Origin of the sequence: Pseudomonas triclosanedens (assembly GCF_026686735.1) — a bacterium.
GTDB classification, from domain to species: Bacteria; Pseudomonadota; Gammaproteobacteria; order Pseudomonadales; family Pseudomonadaceae; genus Pseudomonas; species Pseudomonas triclosanedens.
Genome location: NZ_CP113432.1, coordinates 1,949,314 through 1,963,086 on the forward strand (window position 1 = coordinate 1,949,314; position 13,773 = coordinate 1,963,086).

Genomic DNA, 13,773 nt, shown 5'->3' on the forward strand with positions numbered 1-13,773 from the left:
TCTCGAACAGCTATGGTGGCACTTAGACCTCCACGAGAAGAGGTGAACGTGTCACAACAAAGCTGGCTGGACGACGTCCGCTCCAATGCCTATGCCGAGCAGCTTTCCAGGGGATTCCGGCGCCTGCGCTTTTCCCGGGAACTGGAAACCCAATACCGCAACTACCTGCTGGAAGACAGCTTCGATCTCAAACGCATCGCGCTGAGTATCGGCGTACTGATCTGGCTGGCGCTTGCCGCCATCGATTTCCTCCTGATCACCGGCCCTGTTCACTGGCAGATGCTGGGCGTGCGCATTGGCGTGCTGGTGCTGCTGGTCATCTGTGGCGGGCTGATCCTGCAGCGCCGGCACATTCGCCTGCTGGTGCCCTTGAGCCTGGCCTGCATCCTCGCCATAGGCATCGGTGCCGCAGCGGTGGCGGGCATCGCCCATCGGGTCGATCAAGGCTACCCCTACGAGGGCTTGCTGCTGGTGAGCATGGCCGCGTATTTCCTGGTCGGGCTGCGCTTCTCCGAGGCAGTAGTCAGCGCCTTCATCGTGCTGCTGGCATACATCGGCTTCGAGCTTTACGCCGGCCTGCCACTGGCCAAGCTGGTAAGCAACGTGGTGTTCCTGCTGTTCGGCAATCTGGTCGGTGCGGTGGGTTGCTACCTGCTGGAGTACAAGTCCCGCCAGCACTTCCTGATCAGCCGTCTGCTGAAGGTGATGGCCGAACACGACAGCCTGACCGGCCTGCACAACCGCCGCAGTTTCAATCGTCAACTGGAGCGCCTGTGGCGCCAGGCGCAGCGCGAGAGCGTCGGGCTGGCATTGCTGCTGTGCGACGTGGACCACTTCAAGGCCTACAACGACCGCTATGGGCACCAGGCGGGCGACACCGTTCTGCAACGTATTGGCGAGGTGCTTGCCGGCTGTGCGCGGCGACCCCTGGACATGGCCGTGCGCCTGGGGGGCGAGGAGTTCGCCGTGCTGCTGTATGGCTCCAGCGAGCGCGAGGCGCAGGAGCGCGCCGAGGTGTTGCGGCATTCCGTGCAGGCGCTGGGTATCGTTCACGAAGGCTCGCTGACGGCAGGGGAGGTGACGCTATCCATCGGCGTGTCGTGCCTCTGGCCCGAGACCGGACATCCGTTGCGCAGCATCTACGAGCACGCCGACCGTGCGCTGTACGAGGCCAAGGCGTTCGGGCGCAACCAGGTCGTGGCTTAGGCGTTGCGACCTCGCTCGCCAGCGCCTGCCCGTGGCCGATTCCGTCCCCCGCAGTGGCGCCGTGAGTGACTGCCGCACGCCTGGGGGCGGTGCTAGGATTCGCCGGACCTTGCCTCCGAGCGCGTGCCCATGCAGCAACTGATCCAGTCCAACGGCCAACCCCACTACGGCATCTTTTCCACCACGCCGGCAACGATCAATCATCGCGACTTCGACTACCGCTCACCGATGGGCCGCCGCCTCGGCGCGCTGAGCAAGTGGCGCAGCTTCCACCAGTTCCAGTACTTCGGCCTGATCAGCCCGACGCTCATCGGCGGTTGCGCGCTGGCTGACGTCAGCCTGCTGACGGTCGGCTTCGTCTACCTCTATCACCCCGAGAGCGGGCGCATGATCGAGCGGCAGTTCAAGTGTCCGTTGGGCATGGGATCGACTTTCTCGCCCAACCCCGACGATGGCGTCTGCGAGCTGCGCCAGGGTCGCAACCTGCTGCGCCTGGAGAATGGTTCGACACCGCTGGAGAAACGCTTGCTGGTTGAGCTGGACGACGGCACGCGCATCGACGCGAGCTTCAGCGAGGAGCAGCCGGCGTTCGAGCCGATGAGCATCTGCACGCCGACGGCGGTCAACGGCTGGGTCTATGCGCGCAAGGTGGCCGGCGTGCACTGCCGGGGTGAGGTGCGCAGCGCGCTGGGCGACTACGACCTGCGTGCGCTGGATGCCTATGCGCATCACGACTGGTCGGCGGGCTACATGCGTCGCGAGACCTTCTGGAACTGGGCCTGTCTGTCCGGCGAGGCGCACGGCAAGCGGGTGGGGCTGAACCTGTCCTGCGGGGTCAACGAAACCAGCTTCACCGAGAACTGCTACTGGCTCGATGGCCGGCTGGTGAAAGTGGATACCGTGCGCTTCGAGTTCGACCGTGACCATCCGTTGCAGCCGTGGACCATCCGCTCGTATGACGGGCAGGTCGAGCTGCGCTTCGAGGCCCACGGCCTGCATCAGGAGCGCCTGAACCTCGGCGTGCTGGCAAGCAACTTCAAGCAGATATTCGGCCGCTTCAGCGGTGTACTGCGTCCTGCAGGGCAGCCGGAGGTGCGCATCGAGAATCTCTGGGGCTTCGTCGAGGATCAGTACGCCAAGTGGTGATGCGTCATACCCTGCGACAATCTGTCATTGTACGGTCTTGATTAGCTGGCTAATAATTAGTCAAATCAACATAGCTGAATCACCTCCCACCGAAACGCGAAACAATGGCAGATAACGATAAGCACTACTTCGGTACCCAATTGGCCCAGGCTTCGCGTGCATGGCGAGCCGAGCTCGATCGCCGCCTGAGCCACCTCGGGCTGTCCCAGGCCCGCTGGCTGGTTCTGTTGCACCTGGCACGCCACTCCAACGCCCCCACCCAGCGCGAGCTGGCGCAATCCGTCGGTGTCGAAGGCCCGACGCTGGCCCGTCTGCTCGACGGCCTCGAGGCCCAGGGGCTGGTTCGCCGCCAGGCGGTCGCCGAGGACCGCCGCGCCAAGCGCATCGCCCTGACACCCAAGGCTGACGTGCTGATCGCAGACATCGAGAGCATCGCCGCTGCCGTCCGTAACGAGGTGCTCACCGGTATCTCCGAGGATGAGATCGCCCTCTGTCAAAAAGTCCTCAGCCGGATTCTCGGCAATCTCGAACGAAACTGAGTAGCTCATCACGTTTTTCCGGTAACATAGCCATTTTTCTGGCGGTTTCATCGTGAGCCGCCAGCCGTTCACTCGGTCACCCCAAACCATTCGCCGGTTTTTCGACGATTTGTCTTGACCAAACCCTCGGCACCACCTAATCCGTGATATCAATCGGCCTGTACCTTTCAGGTGCAGTGGTGGGGCGCGTGCGGTCTGCAGTCCGGCATGGCGATTTGAGTGTGTGGACAGGCAAAGCCTGCCGCTTTCGGGTGGTCAGGGAACGGCTAGCAGACCCGGACAATGGGATGGGGTTATGGCTCGAATAAACAGAATTCCGCTGACGCTTGCTGCGCTTTCGGTGTTTGTTTCCGCTCACGCTAACGCCCTTGGGCTGGGGGAGATCACGCTGCATTCGGCGCTGAACCAGCCGCTGGATGCCGAGATCGCCCTGTTGCAGACGGGCGACATGACCTCCGACGAACTCATCGCCCACCTGGCGAGCCCCGCGGCTTTCGAGCAGGCGGGAGTCGAGCGCTTCATGTTCCTGCAGAACCTGCACTTCACTCCGGTCATTCGTGGTGGCCGCAGCTATATCAAGGTGGTTTCCACCCAGCCGGTACATGAGCCGTACCTCAATTTCCTGGTGGAAGTGGAGCGGCCCAACGGTCGCCTGCTGCGCGAATACACCGTGCTGCTCGATCCACCGAGCTACAGCAGTGCGCACAGCTCCGTCGCCGCCAGTATTCCAGCGGTCGACCGTGGCACATCCGGCCGTCGCACCGCGGCGGTTCGCAGCGCTCCGTCGGCGCCGCCGATTCCGGCTGGCGAGGGGCGCTACACCACTGTGCGCAACGACACGCTGTGGAGCATCGCGTCGCGGATGAGCGGAACCGGCGCATCGCGCACCGCCCTGATGGACAGCCTGCTGGCGCTCAACCCGCAAGCTTTCGTCAACGGCGACCCGCATCGCCTGAAGGTTGGCCAGACGCTGGTTCTGCCGCAGGGGCAGCAACTCGCCGGCGTCACTGCGGCGCCTGCACCCGCGCCAGTGCTGGAAAGGCCTGCCCCGGCGGCTCCCGGCACGCCAGAGGTAGCGCAGGTCGAGAACGACCTGGCGCAGGCCAACGCCCAGCGCGATCAATTGAACCAGCGCATGGACGAAATGCAGCGCCAGTTGGAAAACCTGCGGAAAGCCCTGGATAACCGCGACCAGCAAGTGCAGAGCCTGCAGGCTGAACTGGCGCGCCGTGCGTCGACCGCCACTCCCGAATCACCCGCTGCCGTGACGGCCACGCCAGCTGCGTCCAAGGCCGGGCAGCCGGCGCCGAGCCAGCCAGCGGCGGTTGTCGCGGCGCCCGCAACGCCATCCAGCGACGCGATGAATACCCAGTTCAGCCTCTGGCCCTGGCTGGCGGTTGGCGCCGCCGGCGCATTGCTGGTCGGCTTGCTGCTGATGCGCCGCAAGCGCACTGAAGAACCGCTGGAGAACACTGGTGTTCGCCTGGCGGCGAGCAAACCGATGCCCCCGGCCAAGCCGCTCGCGGCCGCCGTGGCGGTTCCGCTGGCCGCGCCGCGCCCGGTGGTGGTGTCTACGCCGGAGCCCGGTGTCGCGCGCCTGCCCGCAGCCAGCCCGGACAGCCTGGAAGGCGCGGACATCTATATCGCCTACGGCCGCTTCAGCCAGGCGCGCGACATGCTGCGCAAGGCCGTGGCCCAGGAGCCCAACCGCCGCGAGCTGCGCTCCAAGCTGTTGCTGGTGCTGGCGGAACTTGGCGATGTGGCCGGCTTCCATGAGCAGGAGCGCGAGCTGGTGGCGATCGGCGGCGACCAGAAGCAGATCGACCAGATCAAGTCGCGCTATCCGGCGATGCTGGTCCGTCCGGAAGACACACCGTCCGGCCCGACCAGTGAGACTCTCACCGACTGGGACGACCTGGAGCTGGGCGATACCCCGGCGCCAGTCGAGAAGCCGGCTGCGCCCGAGACACAGCCCGACTTCGCGCTGAACCTCAGCGAGATGTCTCTGGACCTGGACTGGGACGCCCTCGATAACCCCTTCGAAGCGCCGCAACGCAGCAAGAACGCTGCACTGGCCGAACAGCCGATGCCGGCCGACTTTCGCAGCAACCTGCACGAGCTGCCGGAGATCACCGAGCTGGACCTGGACGGCGAGCACGCCGGCATGTTCGGCAAGGCGAAAGAGGACGACCTGGTGTTCGACCTGCCGGAGAGCTCCGGCCACGAGCACGACGAACTGCTGGCCAGCCTCGACGAAGCCCGCGCCTGCATCGACCGTGGCAACCTGGATGAGGCCTATCGCATCCTCAAGCAGGTGATCGAGAACGGCGACTCCAAGGCCAAGGCCGAAGCGCGCGAGCTGCTGGCGCTGATTGCCTGACTCCGTCCCGGTATGAGAGAGCCCGGCCATGCGCCGGGCTTTTTCATACCGCGAAGTCCCGAAGCCGGCGTTTAGAAGTTGCGCCCGAGGTTGATGTACACCGCGTGCTCGCTGGCGTCGTTCAGGCCGTAGCTGAACGACAGCGGCCCCAGTGGCGTCTCGAAGCCCATCAGCACGCTGGCAGCGTTGACGTAGCCGGTGTCGTAGCTGTTGTCGTTGTTCCACACCCGTCCGCGCTCCAGGCTGCCACCCAGGTAGAAGGGGAAGTCCAGCGGCAGGAACGAGCGCTCGGTGAGCCGGCGGTAGTAGATCACCCGGCCCAGGCTGTAGTTCTGCCCCGCCAGCGCGTCCTGGCGATAGCCTGAAAGTTGCCGGGCGCCGCCGAGCAGGAAGCTCGACACCACTACTTCGGCGTCGTCGATGGTGCGGCCATAGCCGCCGCCCAGCACGAAGGTGTTCGGTCCGCTGCTCAGGGCCTTGTCCAGGCGAATGTCCCACTGCCGATAGCGATCGTCGTCGCCCAGCGATGGCGTGTGCTCGCGGAAGGATGTCTGGATGTTCTCGCCTTCGCGGGGGAAGTCCACATTGTCCATCGTGTCGAAGGAGTACTGCAGTTGCGCGTAGCCTTCGTTGAAATGGAAGTCCGGCAGGTCCTGCTCGCCCACGCGTACTTCAGCTTTGCCGTAAGCCTGCGCCACGCCCAGGCGGATCTCGCCGTTGTTGGCGATCTGCCGGCCGAGGTTGAGGCCGTAGCCGTAGCGCTCGAGGCGGTACTCGGCGATGGGGTCGTCATCGTCGGTGGCTTCGACGTTCTGCGCTTCGTTGAACAGGTAGGGCGCGACGAAGTAGCGCGAGCCCACGTCCAGCGGCTGATAGAATTCGCTGTAGAGCTCCTGGTGGTCGCCGATCTGCAGGCGTGTCAGCCATTCTGCGCCGAGGCGGTTGATGCCGTTCATGCGGTAGCTGGCGCCGACGTTGAAGGTGCTGTCGCCACGCAGGTCGTCGGAGAGGTTCAGGCCCAGGCGCAGGTAGTCGGTGCCGCTGCGCTTGCCGTAGGCGTGGATCACCAGCGCGTTGCCGTCCTTCTTGTGCACCACCCGGTATTGCACCTGGTCGAAGTAGTCGAGGCCGTAGAGAGTGCTCATGTCCCGCTGCAGGCGTTCGAGATCGAGACGCTCGCCCAGCGGCTGGCGAATGTAGTGGCGGATGACGTCGTCGCTGACCTTGGAGTTGTTCTCCACTTCGATGCGGTCGATCACCGGCTGGCGCTCGCCGGGGGTGCGCGCTTCGTTCAGGGCCAGGGCATGTTCATCCTCGCTCTGGCGCAAGGTAGCCAGGCGTGGCGCGAGGATGGTGGCGGCGCGGTAGCCGGCGTCGATCAGTTGCGGCACGCGGCCGAAGTCGGTTGAGCTGTAGCCGCTTAGCGGCGGCTGGATCAGCACGTCACTGGTCTTCAGGGTGGCCAGTTGGGCTTCGGAATTCTTGCGGGTCATCAGCGTGACGGACTGGTTGAGCATGTCGACCACGGTGGTCAGTTGCTTGCGGTCGAGCAGCGGGTTGCCGATGTCGACCACGATCACCACGTCAACGCCCATCTGCCGCGCGACATCCACGGGAATATTGTCCACCATGCCGCCGTCCACCAGCAGCTTGCCGTCGACGTCGACCGGGGCGAACACCGCCGGGATCGACATGCTGGCGCGGATCGCCTGGGGCAGGTGGCCCTTGCGGAACACCACTTTCTCGCCGGTGGCGATATCAGTGGCCACCGCGCGGAAGGGGATGGCCAGTTTGTCGAAGTCGCGGGTGTCGCTGGTATGCACCAGCAGGCTTTCCAGCAGCATCGACAGGTTCTGCCCCTGGATCGCACCGAGCGGCAGGCCGAGGGTTCCGTCGTCGCGGAAGCTGAGTTTCTGCTTCACCAGGAAATCGCGGTCGTCCTGTTTGCGCCGGAACGGTACGTCGACCCGTGGCGGGGAGTCGGAAAGCGCCTGTTTCCAGTCCAGCGTCAGGGCGAGTTTTTCCAGTTCGTCCGGGGTGTAGCCGGCGGCGTAGAGACCGCCGATGACCGCGCCCATACTGGTGCCGGCGATAGCGTCGACGTGGATGCCCTGTTCGTCCAGCGCCTTGAGCACGCCGATGTGCGCCAGGCCACGGGCGGCGCCGCCGGACAGAACCAGGCCGATCTTCGGCGGCGCGGCGGCCGCCTGGGTGGCGAGCGGGAGGAGCAGGAGCAGGGCGAACAGCAGGCGTCGCATAGAGGCGGGAGTCCGGTGGGTGCTTCAGGCCGGTATTATAGGTGCGAGACCCGCTGCCGAGACTGACTCATGCCCCACACCAAAGCCGAAATCGTCATTACCTATTGCACCCAGTGCCAGTGGCTGCTGCGCGCCGCCTGGCTGGCGCAGGAGCTGCTCAGCACCTTCGGCGACGATCTGGGCAAGGTCAGCCTGGTGCCCGGCACTGGCGGGGTGTTCCGGATCACCTGCGATGGCGAGCAGATCTGGGAGCGCAAGGCCGACGGCGGCTTCCCGGAGGCCAAGGTGCTAAAGCAGAGGGTGCGTGACCGTATCGACCCTCTGCGCGACCTGGGGCATAACGACCGTTCGTGAATCGGCGAAAGATGTTTTCGTTAGCAGGCTAACTTCTTTGCTTCATATCAACGGGGTACGGCCGTTCCACTCGTAGTCTGATGGCATCCATTCTCCGCAGGGCATGCCTGACCATGAGCATCATCGTCACAGGCGCTGCCGGCTTTATCGGCAGCAACCTCGTCAAAGCGCTGAACCAGCGCGGCGAGACCGAGATCATTGCGGTCGACGATCTGACCGATGGCGACAAGTTCGTCAATCTCGCCGACTGCGACATCAGCGATTACCTCGACAAGCGCGATTTCATCGAGCGCTACGCACGTGGCGACTTCGGCGTGGTGCGTGCGCTGCTCCACCAGGGCGCGTGCTCCAGCACGATGGAGCGCGATGGCCGCTACATGATGGACAACAACTATCGCTACAGTTGCCAGTTGCTCGATGCCAGCCTGTCGCTGGGCGTACCGTTCCTCTATGCCTCGTCGGCGGCGGTCTACGGTGGCGGCCGGGAGTTCCGCGAGACGCGCGCCTGCGAGCGCCCGCTGAACGTCTACGGCTACTCCAAGTTCCTCTTCGACCAGCGCGTGCGCAAGGTGCTGCCTGCTGCGCGCAGCCAGATCGCCGGCTTCCGCTACTTCAACGTCTACGGTCCGCGTGAACAGCACAAGGGTCGCATGGCGTCGGTGGCCTTCCACTGCTTCAACCAGTTCCGCGAGAGCGGCAAGGTCAAGCTGTTCGGCCAGTACGGCGACTACCCCGCAGGCGGCCATCTGCGCGATTTCGTGTCGGTGGAGGACGTGGCGAAGGTCAATATGCATTTCCTCGATCATCCCGAACGAAGCGGTATCTTCAACCTGGGCAGCGGTCGCGCGCAGCCGTTCAATGACGTGGCGCTTGCGGTGATCAATGCCCTGCGCACCCAGCAGGACCTGCAACCGCTGGCGCTGGATGCGGCGATCCGCCTGGGCCTGCTGGAGTACACCGAGTTCCCCGATGAGCTGCGCGGCAAGTACCAGTGCTACACCTGCGCCGACATCGAGTTCCTCCGCGAGGCAGGTTACCGCGCGCCGATGATGGGCGTGGATGAGGGCGTCGAGCGCTATTGCCGGTGGCTCTTGCAGCAGGACTGATGCCGCCGGTTTTACCCAGTCTTTACCCAGTGCTGACACTCAGGCGATGCAGAACGCGCGATCATTGCACCCAGCACATCGGCACCGCCCGCCAACGATCGCAAGGGCAATGAGTGGGCAGGGTGCCGTGTCGATCGAATGCTTCCGGTCTCGCGCCGGACACCCGACAGGCCGCTTCGCAGGCTGTCATGCGAGGAGTTTCTGGCAGTCCCTCCCCAGGGGCAGAAATTCGAGATCCGCATGCTGCGAGGCGGCCTTTCTTTTTGTACTCAACACAGCCGGATGTCACGCCGTACTGCGTGCGCTGAGAAACGTCGCGAAGATGATCAGCGTGCCACCGGCCAGCATGCGCAGGCTCGGCTGCTCGCCGAACAGCAGCGCCGCGAAGGCGATGCCGTAGACCGGCTCCAGGGCGAAGATCACCGCGGCGGTGCGCGCCTTGATCAGCCGCAGGCTGGCGACGAACAGACTGTGCGCGACGCCCGTGCAGAGCACCCCCAGCAGCACCAGCCATAGCCAGTCCAGCGCGCGTACCTGGGGCAGCCCGGTGAGAGCCAGCGGCAGCAGGCAGACGATGATCGTGAGGTTCTGCCACAGTGCCGCCTGGATCGGGTCGACGCCGCGCACGCTGACCCGGTTGGCCAGCGAGAGCAGGGCGAACAGCAGGCCCGAGAGTGTGCCCCAGAGCAGGCCGAGAGTGGCGCCATCGCTGAAGTCCAGGCTGGGCGTGACCATCACCAGGCCGATGCACACCAGAGCCACCACGACGTATTCGCCGCGGCGGATGCGCTCACGGAACAGCAGCCCTTCGAGCAGCACCGTGAAGGCCGGGAAGCTGGCGAAGCCCAGCGTCGCCACGGCGACGTTGCCGACCTTCACCGCCAGGAAGAACGTCAGCCAGTGCGCGCACAGCAACAGTCCGCTGCCTATCAGCATGGCCGCCTGTTTCAGCGACGGGCGCGCCTGCTGGCGGAGGTGGCTGGCGAATACCGCTGCCAGCGACAACGAACCGAACAGCGCGCGGCCGAAGACGATCAGCAGCGGGCCGGCGAGGATGAGTTTGCCGAAGATGCCGGACAGTCCGAACATCAGGGCGCCGATGTGCAGGCCGATCAGGGCGCTGCGGGAAGTGAGCTGGGGAACACGCATCATGCCAGTGAGCCCGCCCTGGGGGCGGGGGCGTCATTCAAGGGAAGATTGTGTGCCGCGGTATCCGGCACATGGCGAAGGGGACTCAAGCCAGGCGGGCGCCGTTGGGCAGCGGCTTGTCGAAGCCGGCCAGCACCACCTTGTCGTCGCTGTCGTAGACGCCGGTGACCAACACTTCCGAGCGCACGCCAGCGATGGACTTGGGCGCGAAATTGCACACGCACAGCACCTGGCGGCCGAGCAGCTCATCGATGGCGTAGTGGGCGGTGATCTGCGCGCTGGAGGTTTTCAGCCCCAGCGGGCCGAGGTCGACCTGCAGGATGTAGGCGGGCTTGCGTGCCTTGGTGTTGGGTTCGGCGTGGACGATGGTGCCCACGCGCAGTTCGACGCGCTCGAAATCCTGCCACTCGATGGTGTCTGCCGACATCGCTGCTCTCTTGTTGATGACCTTCGATGGCCGGCAGTCTAGGCGGTCCGCGTCCGGCTGTCTGTCGCGGGGCTAGCGGGAATTGTCGCGTGCCTCCTGGCGCAACTGGCGCGGTGTGGTGCCGAACTGGCGCACCAGTGCGGCGGTGAAGGCGCTTTGCGAGGCGTAGCCGACTCGCGCGGCGATCTCGCCGACCGGCAGGCGGGTGCCGCGAAGCATATCGCGCGCCTGTTGCAGACGCCGTTGGCGCACGTAGTCCATTGGCGTCTGGCCGGTCTCGCCGAGGAATCGGGTGTGGAAGCGTGCGGCGGAGAGCCCGGCGAGCCGCGCCAGGTCGGCGACCTGCAACGGGTGCGCGGCGTGCCGGTCGATGTAGCTGTCGAGACTGGCCAGCGGCAGTTGTGCCGGTTCTTCCCGGCGCTGCTGGCCGGCGGCGAGGCTTGCCAGCAGGAGAATGGCGCCCTGGCGGGCGAGCACCGGGTCGTCGAGCGAGCTGTTGGCCAGCCAGTGCACCAGTTGCCCCTGGTCGCCGCTGAGCAGGCGCTGGCCGGGGGTTTCCAGCAGCCGGCGGCCGGCGTCGGCGTGCTGGCCGAGGCCGCCGAGCAGGTCGTCTTCATCGTCCAGGTCGATCACCAGGCAGCGGCTGCCCTCGGGGCTGGCGCAGGCGTGATGGGTGTCGCGCGGGACCACCGCGAAGCTCTGCCGGGTGACCAGGCTGCCGCGCCCGCCGACTTCGAAGTCCAGGCTGCCGGAAAGCCCCAGCACCAGTTGAGCATGGCTGTGGCTGTGGGCGAGATGGTCGTGGGTGTAGGTACGCAGGGACAGGATCTGGCTCATCTGGGGCCGCTCATCTGGGGCTACGGTGGCTGGCCATCAGTCTAGCGCGGCGCGGCCTGTAACGGGACTGTCGCCAGTCGGTCATGGTGGCTTCACCGCGAGCGCAGAAGATCGGACAAACCCCTCTGGAGGTCGCCGACGATGAGTAGCGCGCAACGCATGACGCCGACGAAGAAACAACGGGTGCGGACCCTGTGGATATCCGATGTCCATCTCGGCACCCGCGATTGCCAGGCCGAGCATCTGGCCGGCTTCCTCAAGCGCTACCACGCCGACCGCATCTATCTGGTCGGTGACATCCTCGACGGCTGGAAGCTGCGCAGCGGCATCTACTGGCCGCAGGCGCATACCAACGTGATCCGCCGCCTGCTGACCATGAGCAAGCGCGGCACCGAAGTGATCTACGTCACCGGCAACCACGACGAGTTCCTGCGCCGCTACTCCTCGCTGCTGCTGGGCAACATCCGCCTGGTGGATGAGGTCGAGCACACTACCGCCGATGGCCGCCGGCTGCTGGTTATCCACGGCGACCAGTTCGACGTGATCACCCGCTACCACCGCTGGCTGGCATTCCTCGGCGACTCCGCCTATGAGTTCACCCTGACCCTCAACCGCTGGCTGAATTACTGGCGCAGCCGCTACGGCTATGGCTACTGGTCGCTGTCGGCGTACCTCAAGCACAAGGTGAAGACGGCGGTGAACTTCATCAGTGACTTCGAGGAAGCCATCGCCCACGAGGTGCACAAGCGTGGCCTCAATGGCGTGGTCTGCGGCCACATCCACCACGCGGAAATCCGCTGGATCGGCGAGGTGGAGTACCTCAATTGCGGCGACTGGGTGGAGTCCTGCTCGGCACTGATCGAGCACTGGGATGGCAGTATCCAGCTCTATCGTCTGGCCGAGGAGCAGGCGCAGCATGCCGCCGCGCTGGCTGCGGTCGAGACCGCAGCATGAGGCTGCTGATCGTCACAGATGCCTGGTTGCCGCAGGTCAACGGCGTGGTCACCAGCCTGAAGGCACTGGTGGCGGAGCTGGAGGCGCTGGGGCATGTGGTCGGTCTGATCACCCCGCAGGATTTTCGTCACTGGCCATGCCCGAGTTATCCGGAAATTCCCCTGGCCTGGAACCTGTGGAACGTGGGTGGGAAAATCCTCGAATTCGCGCCCGACAGTGTTCACCTTGCCACCGAAGGCCCGCTGGGATGGGCCGCACGACGCTGGCTGATGCGCCGTGGGCTGAGGTTCAGCAGCGCCATCCATACGCGTTTTCCCGAGTATGTGAAAACCCGCTGGCCGTGGCTGCCGCTGAATCTGGGCTACGCCTTCCTGCGCCGTTTCCACGGGGCAAGCCAGGCAGTGCTGGTGAGCAGCGAACGCATGCGCGGAGCCTTCGCCGATCACGGTCTGCAACGCCTGGTGCTGTGGCGCAAGGGCGTCGATCTCGCGTGCTTTAAGCCCAGTGCCGAAGCGCCGCCAGCGCAGCCGGTGTTTCTGTATGTAGGGCGGCTGGCGCAGGAGAAGAACCTCGAAGCCTTCCTCGACCTCGATCTGCCAGGCCGCAAGCGGTTAGTGGGCGACGGCCCGCAGCGCGCCGAATTGCAGGCACGTTATCCACAGGCCGAATTCCTCGGTTATCGCCACGGCGAGGCGCTGGCCGATGCCTATCGCAACGCCAGCGTACTGGTGTTCCCGTCGCGCACCGACACCCTGGGCCTGGTGATGTACGAAGCACTGGCCTGCGGTACACCGGTGGCGGCGTTCCCCGTGCCGGGGCCGCTGGACGTGCTGCAGGCGGGGGTTACGGGTGTATTCGACGCGGATCTGCGCAACGCCTGCATGCAGGCGCTGGAGCTGGATCGCCAGGGCTGCGCACGCTGGGCGCGCGGGCAGTCCTGGCGGTTGTCGGCGCAGGAGTTTCTCCGGTTACAGGTACCGCTGGCCGAGCTGCCGGCCAGCGAAGCTCCAGCGTGCTGATCAGAACAGCCGGCGGTCGTGGTCCAGGCTCTGGTCTACCAGCCATTTGCCGTGGGCGATGGAGGCGTGCTGGGCTTTCGACAGGTCGGACAGGAAGGCGAACTCCAGCGGCAGCGGCATGCGCTTGGTGGTGTGGCCGTCCGGGCTGGTGATGTGGCAGCCGCCCGCCCAGGGAGTGGGCAGGCCAGGGTGTTCGACCACATCGGCGGTGATGGTGTAGCTGCGGTACTGGCATTGCATCAGGCTCATGGCGTGTCCTCCTGGCGAGTCGCGTGCAGGCCCGTGCCGGGCTTGCGGCGGATCGGAACGGAACCGGCGAGTACACCGGCAAGCCTTGGTAACCCCCAACATAGACCAGTCAGGACGGCCTTTGCGCCGCTGACCGACGAACGTGCAGG

The 13,773-nt window shown here is 65.4% G+C and carries 13 protein-coding genes; 8 read left to right on the forward strand and 5 right to left on the reverse strand.

Going from position 1 to position 13,773, the window contains the following annotated elements; genetic code table 11:
* The first annotated feature begins 42 nt into the window (after positions 1 to 42).
* The 4 genes from OU419_RS09210 to OU419_RS09225 all read left to right on the forward strand — a co-directional run bounded on the left by OU419_RS09210 (position 43) and on the right by OU419_RS09225 (position 5,271).
* A complete protein-coding gene (locus OU419_RS09210) occupies positions 43 to 1,206 on the forward strand; it encodes a GGDEF domain-containing protein (RefSeq protein ID WP_254471857.1) in 1,164 nt (387 codons plus the stop codon).
* A 129-nt stretch (positions 1,207 to 1,335) separates the two neighbouring features.
* Positions 1,336 to 2,352, forward strand: a complete 1,017-nt coding sequence (locus tag OU419_RS09215) for a DUF2804 domain-containing protein (RefSeq protein WP_254471858.1) — start codon at positions 1,336 to 1,338, stop codon at positions 2,350 to 2,352.
* Positions 2,353 to 2,456: 104 nt separating this feature from the next.
* Positions 2,457 to 2,891, forward strand: coding sequence for a transcriptional regulator SlyA (slyA, locus tag OU419_RS09220; RefSeq protein WP_254471860.1), 435 nt, complete (start codon positions 2,457 to 2,459; stop codon positions 2,889 to 2,891).
* Positions 2,892 to 3,186: 295 nt separating this feature from the next.
* Positions 3,187 to 5,271 (forward strand): FimV/HubP family polar landmark protein, encoded by a 2,085-nt coding sequence (locus OU419_RS09225; RefSeq protein WP_254471862.1) that lies wholly within the window; start codon positions 3,187 to 3,189, stop codon positions 5,269 to 5,271.
* A 71-nt stretch (positions 5,272 to 5,342) separates the two neighbouring features.
* Here the strand turns inward: OU419_RS09225 and OU419_RS09230 are convergent, their stop codons facing one another.
* On the reverse strand, positions 5,343 to 7,529 hold the full coding sequence (locus OU419_RS09230; protein WP_254471863.1) for a patatin-like phospholipase family protein: 2,187 nt from the start codon (positions 7,527 to 7,529) through the stop codon (positions 5,343 to 5,345).
* A 69-nt stretch (positions 7,530 to 7,598) separates the two neighbouring features.
* Between OU419_RS09230 and OU419_RS09235 the strand changes: the two genes are divergently transcribed.
* Complete coding sequence (locus OU419_RS09235) at positions 7,599 to 7,883, forward strand: SelT/SelW/SelH family protein (RefSeq protein WP_254471865.1); 285 nt, start codon at positions 7,599 to 7,601, stop codon at positions 7,881 to 7,883.
* Positions 7,884 to 7,996: 113 nt separating this feature from the next.
* Positions 7,997 to 8,989 carry an ADP-glyceromanno-heptose 6-epimerase gene (gene rfaD, locus OU419_RS09240; RefSeq protein ID WP_254471866.1) on the forward strand — a complete coding sequence of 331 codons (993 nt, stop codon included), beginning with the start codon at positions 7,997 to 7,999 and terminating at the stop codon, positions 8,987 to 8,989.
* Between the two features lie 285 nt (positions 8,990 to 9,274).
* Here rfaD and OU419_RS09245 read toward each other — a convergent pair whose 3' ends face one another.
* From OU419_RS09245 to OU419_RS09255, 3 genes are all read right to left on the reverse strand, one after another.
* The gene (locus tag OU419_RS09245) at positions 9,275 to 10,141 is read right to left on the reverse strand and encodes a DMT family transporter (protein ID WP_254471867.1); all 867 of its coding nucleotides are present in this window, start codon (positions 10,139 to 10,141) and stop codon (positions 9,275 to 9,277) included.
* An 82-nt stretch (positions 10,142 to 10,223) separates the two neighbouring features.
* Positions 10,224 to 10,565, reverse strand: a complete 342-nt coding sequence (locus OU419_RS09250; RefSeq protein WP_254471869.1) for a tRNA-binding protein — start codon at positions 10,563 to 10,565, stop codon at positions 10,224 to 10,226.
* A gap of 72 nt (positions 10,566 to 10,637) precedes the next feature.
* Positions 10,638 to 11,402 (reverse strand): helix-turn-helix domain-containing protein, encoded by a 765-nt coding sequence (locus OU419_RS09255; protein WP_254471871.1) that lies wholly within the window; start codon positions 11,400 to 11,402, stop codon positions 10,638 to 10,640.
* Between the two features lie 141 nt (positions 11,403 to 11,543).
* On the opposite strand from OU419_RS09255, the gene OU419_RS09260 reads away from it, so the two are divergent.
* Positions 11,544 to 12,356, forward strand: coding sequence for a UDP-2,3-diacylglucosamine diphosphatase (locus tag OU419_RS09260; RefSeq protein WP_254471873.1), 813 nt, complete (start codon positions 11,544 to 11,546; stop codon positions 12,354 to 12,356).
* Entirely contained in the window at positions 12,353 to 13,375 is a 1,023-nt protein-coding gene (locus OU419_RS09265; RefSeq protein WP_254471874.1) for a glycosyltransferase family 4 protein, read from the forward strand. The genes OU419_RS09260 and OU419_RS09265 overlap by 4 nt, the downstream gene beginning before the upstream one ends.
* On the opposite strand, the gene OU419_RS09270 is transcribed toward OU419_RS09265, so the two are convergent.
* Positions 13,376 to 13,624 (reverse strand): hypothetical protein, encoded by a 249-nt coding sequence (locus OU419_RS09270; protein ID WP_254471875.1) that lies wholly within the window; start codon positions 13,622 to 13,624, stop codon positions 13,376 to 13,378. It lies immediately after the preceding gene.
* Positions 13,625 to 13,773: the final 149 nt, after the last annotated feature.

What these genes read in the sequence shown, in the direction of transcription:
- OU419_RS09215 (WP_254471858.1), top strand. Translation starts at nt 1,336, where the DNA reads ATGCAGCAACTGATCCAGTCCAACGGCCAACCCCACTACGGCATCTTT.
- slyA (WP_254471860.1), top strand. Translation starts at nt 2,457, where the DNA reads ATGGCAGATAACGATAAGCACTACTTCGGTACCCAATTGGCCCAGGCT.
- OU419_RS09225 (WP_254471862.1), top strand. Translation starts at nt 3,187, where the DNA reads ATGGCTCGAATAAACAGAATTCCGCTGACGCTTGCTGCGCTTTCGGTG.
- OU419_RS09230 (WP_254471863.1), bottom strand. Translation starts at nt 7,529, where the DNA reads ATGCGACGCCTGCTGTTCGCCCTGCTCCTGCTCCTCCCGCTCGCCACC.
- OU419_RS09235 (WP_254471865.1), top strand. Translation starts at nt 7,599, where the DNA reads ATGCCCCACACCAAAGCCGAAATCGTCATTACCTATTGCACCCAGTGC.
- rfaD (WP_254471866.1), top strand. Translation starts at nt 7,997, where the DNA reads ATGAGCATCATCGTCACAGGCGCTGCCGGCTTTATCGGCAGCAACCTC.
- OU419_RS09245 (WP_254471867.1), bottom strand. Translation starts at nt 10,141, where the DNA reads ATGATGCGTGTTCCCCAGCTCACTTCCCGCAGCGCCCTGATCGGCCTG.
- OU419_RS09250 (WP_254471869.1), bottom strand. Translation starts at nt 10,565, where the DNA reads ATGTCGGCAGACACCATCGAGTGGCAGGATTTCGAGCGCGTCGAACTG.
- OU419_RS09255 (WP_254471871.1), bottom strand. Translation starts at nt 11,402, where the DNA reads ATGAGCCAGATCCTGTCCCTGCGTACCTACACCCACGACCATCTCGCC.
- OU419_RS09260 (WP_254471873.1), top strand. Translation starts at nt 11,544, where the DNA reads ATGAGTAGCGCGCAACGCATGACGCCGACGAAGAAACAACGGGTGCGG.
- OU419_RS09265 (WP_254471874.1), top strand. Translation starts at nt 12,353, where the DNA reads ATGAGGCTGCTGATCGTCACAGATGCCTGGTTGCCGCAGGTCAACGGC.
- OU419_RS09270 (WP_254471875.1), bottom strand. Translation starts at nt 13,624, where the DNA reads ATGAGCCTGATGCAATGCCAGTACCGCAGCTACACCATCACCGCCGAT.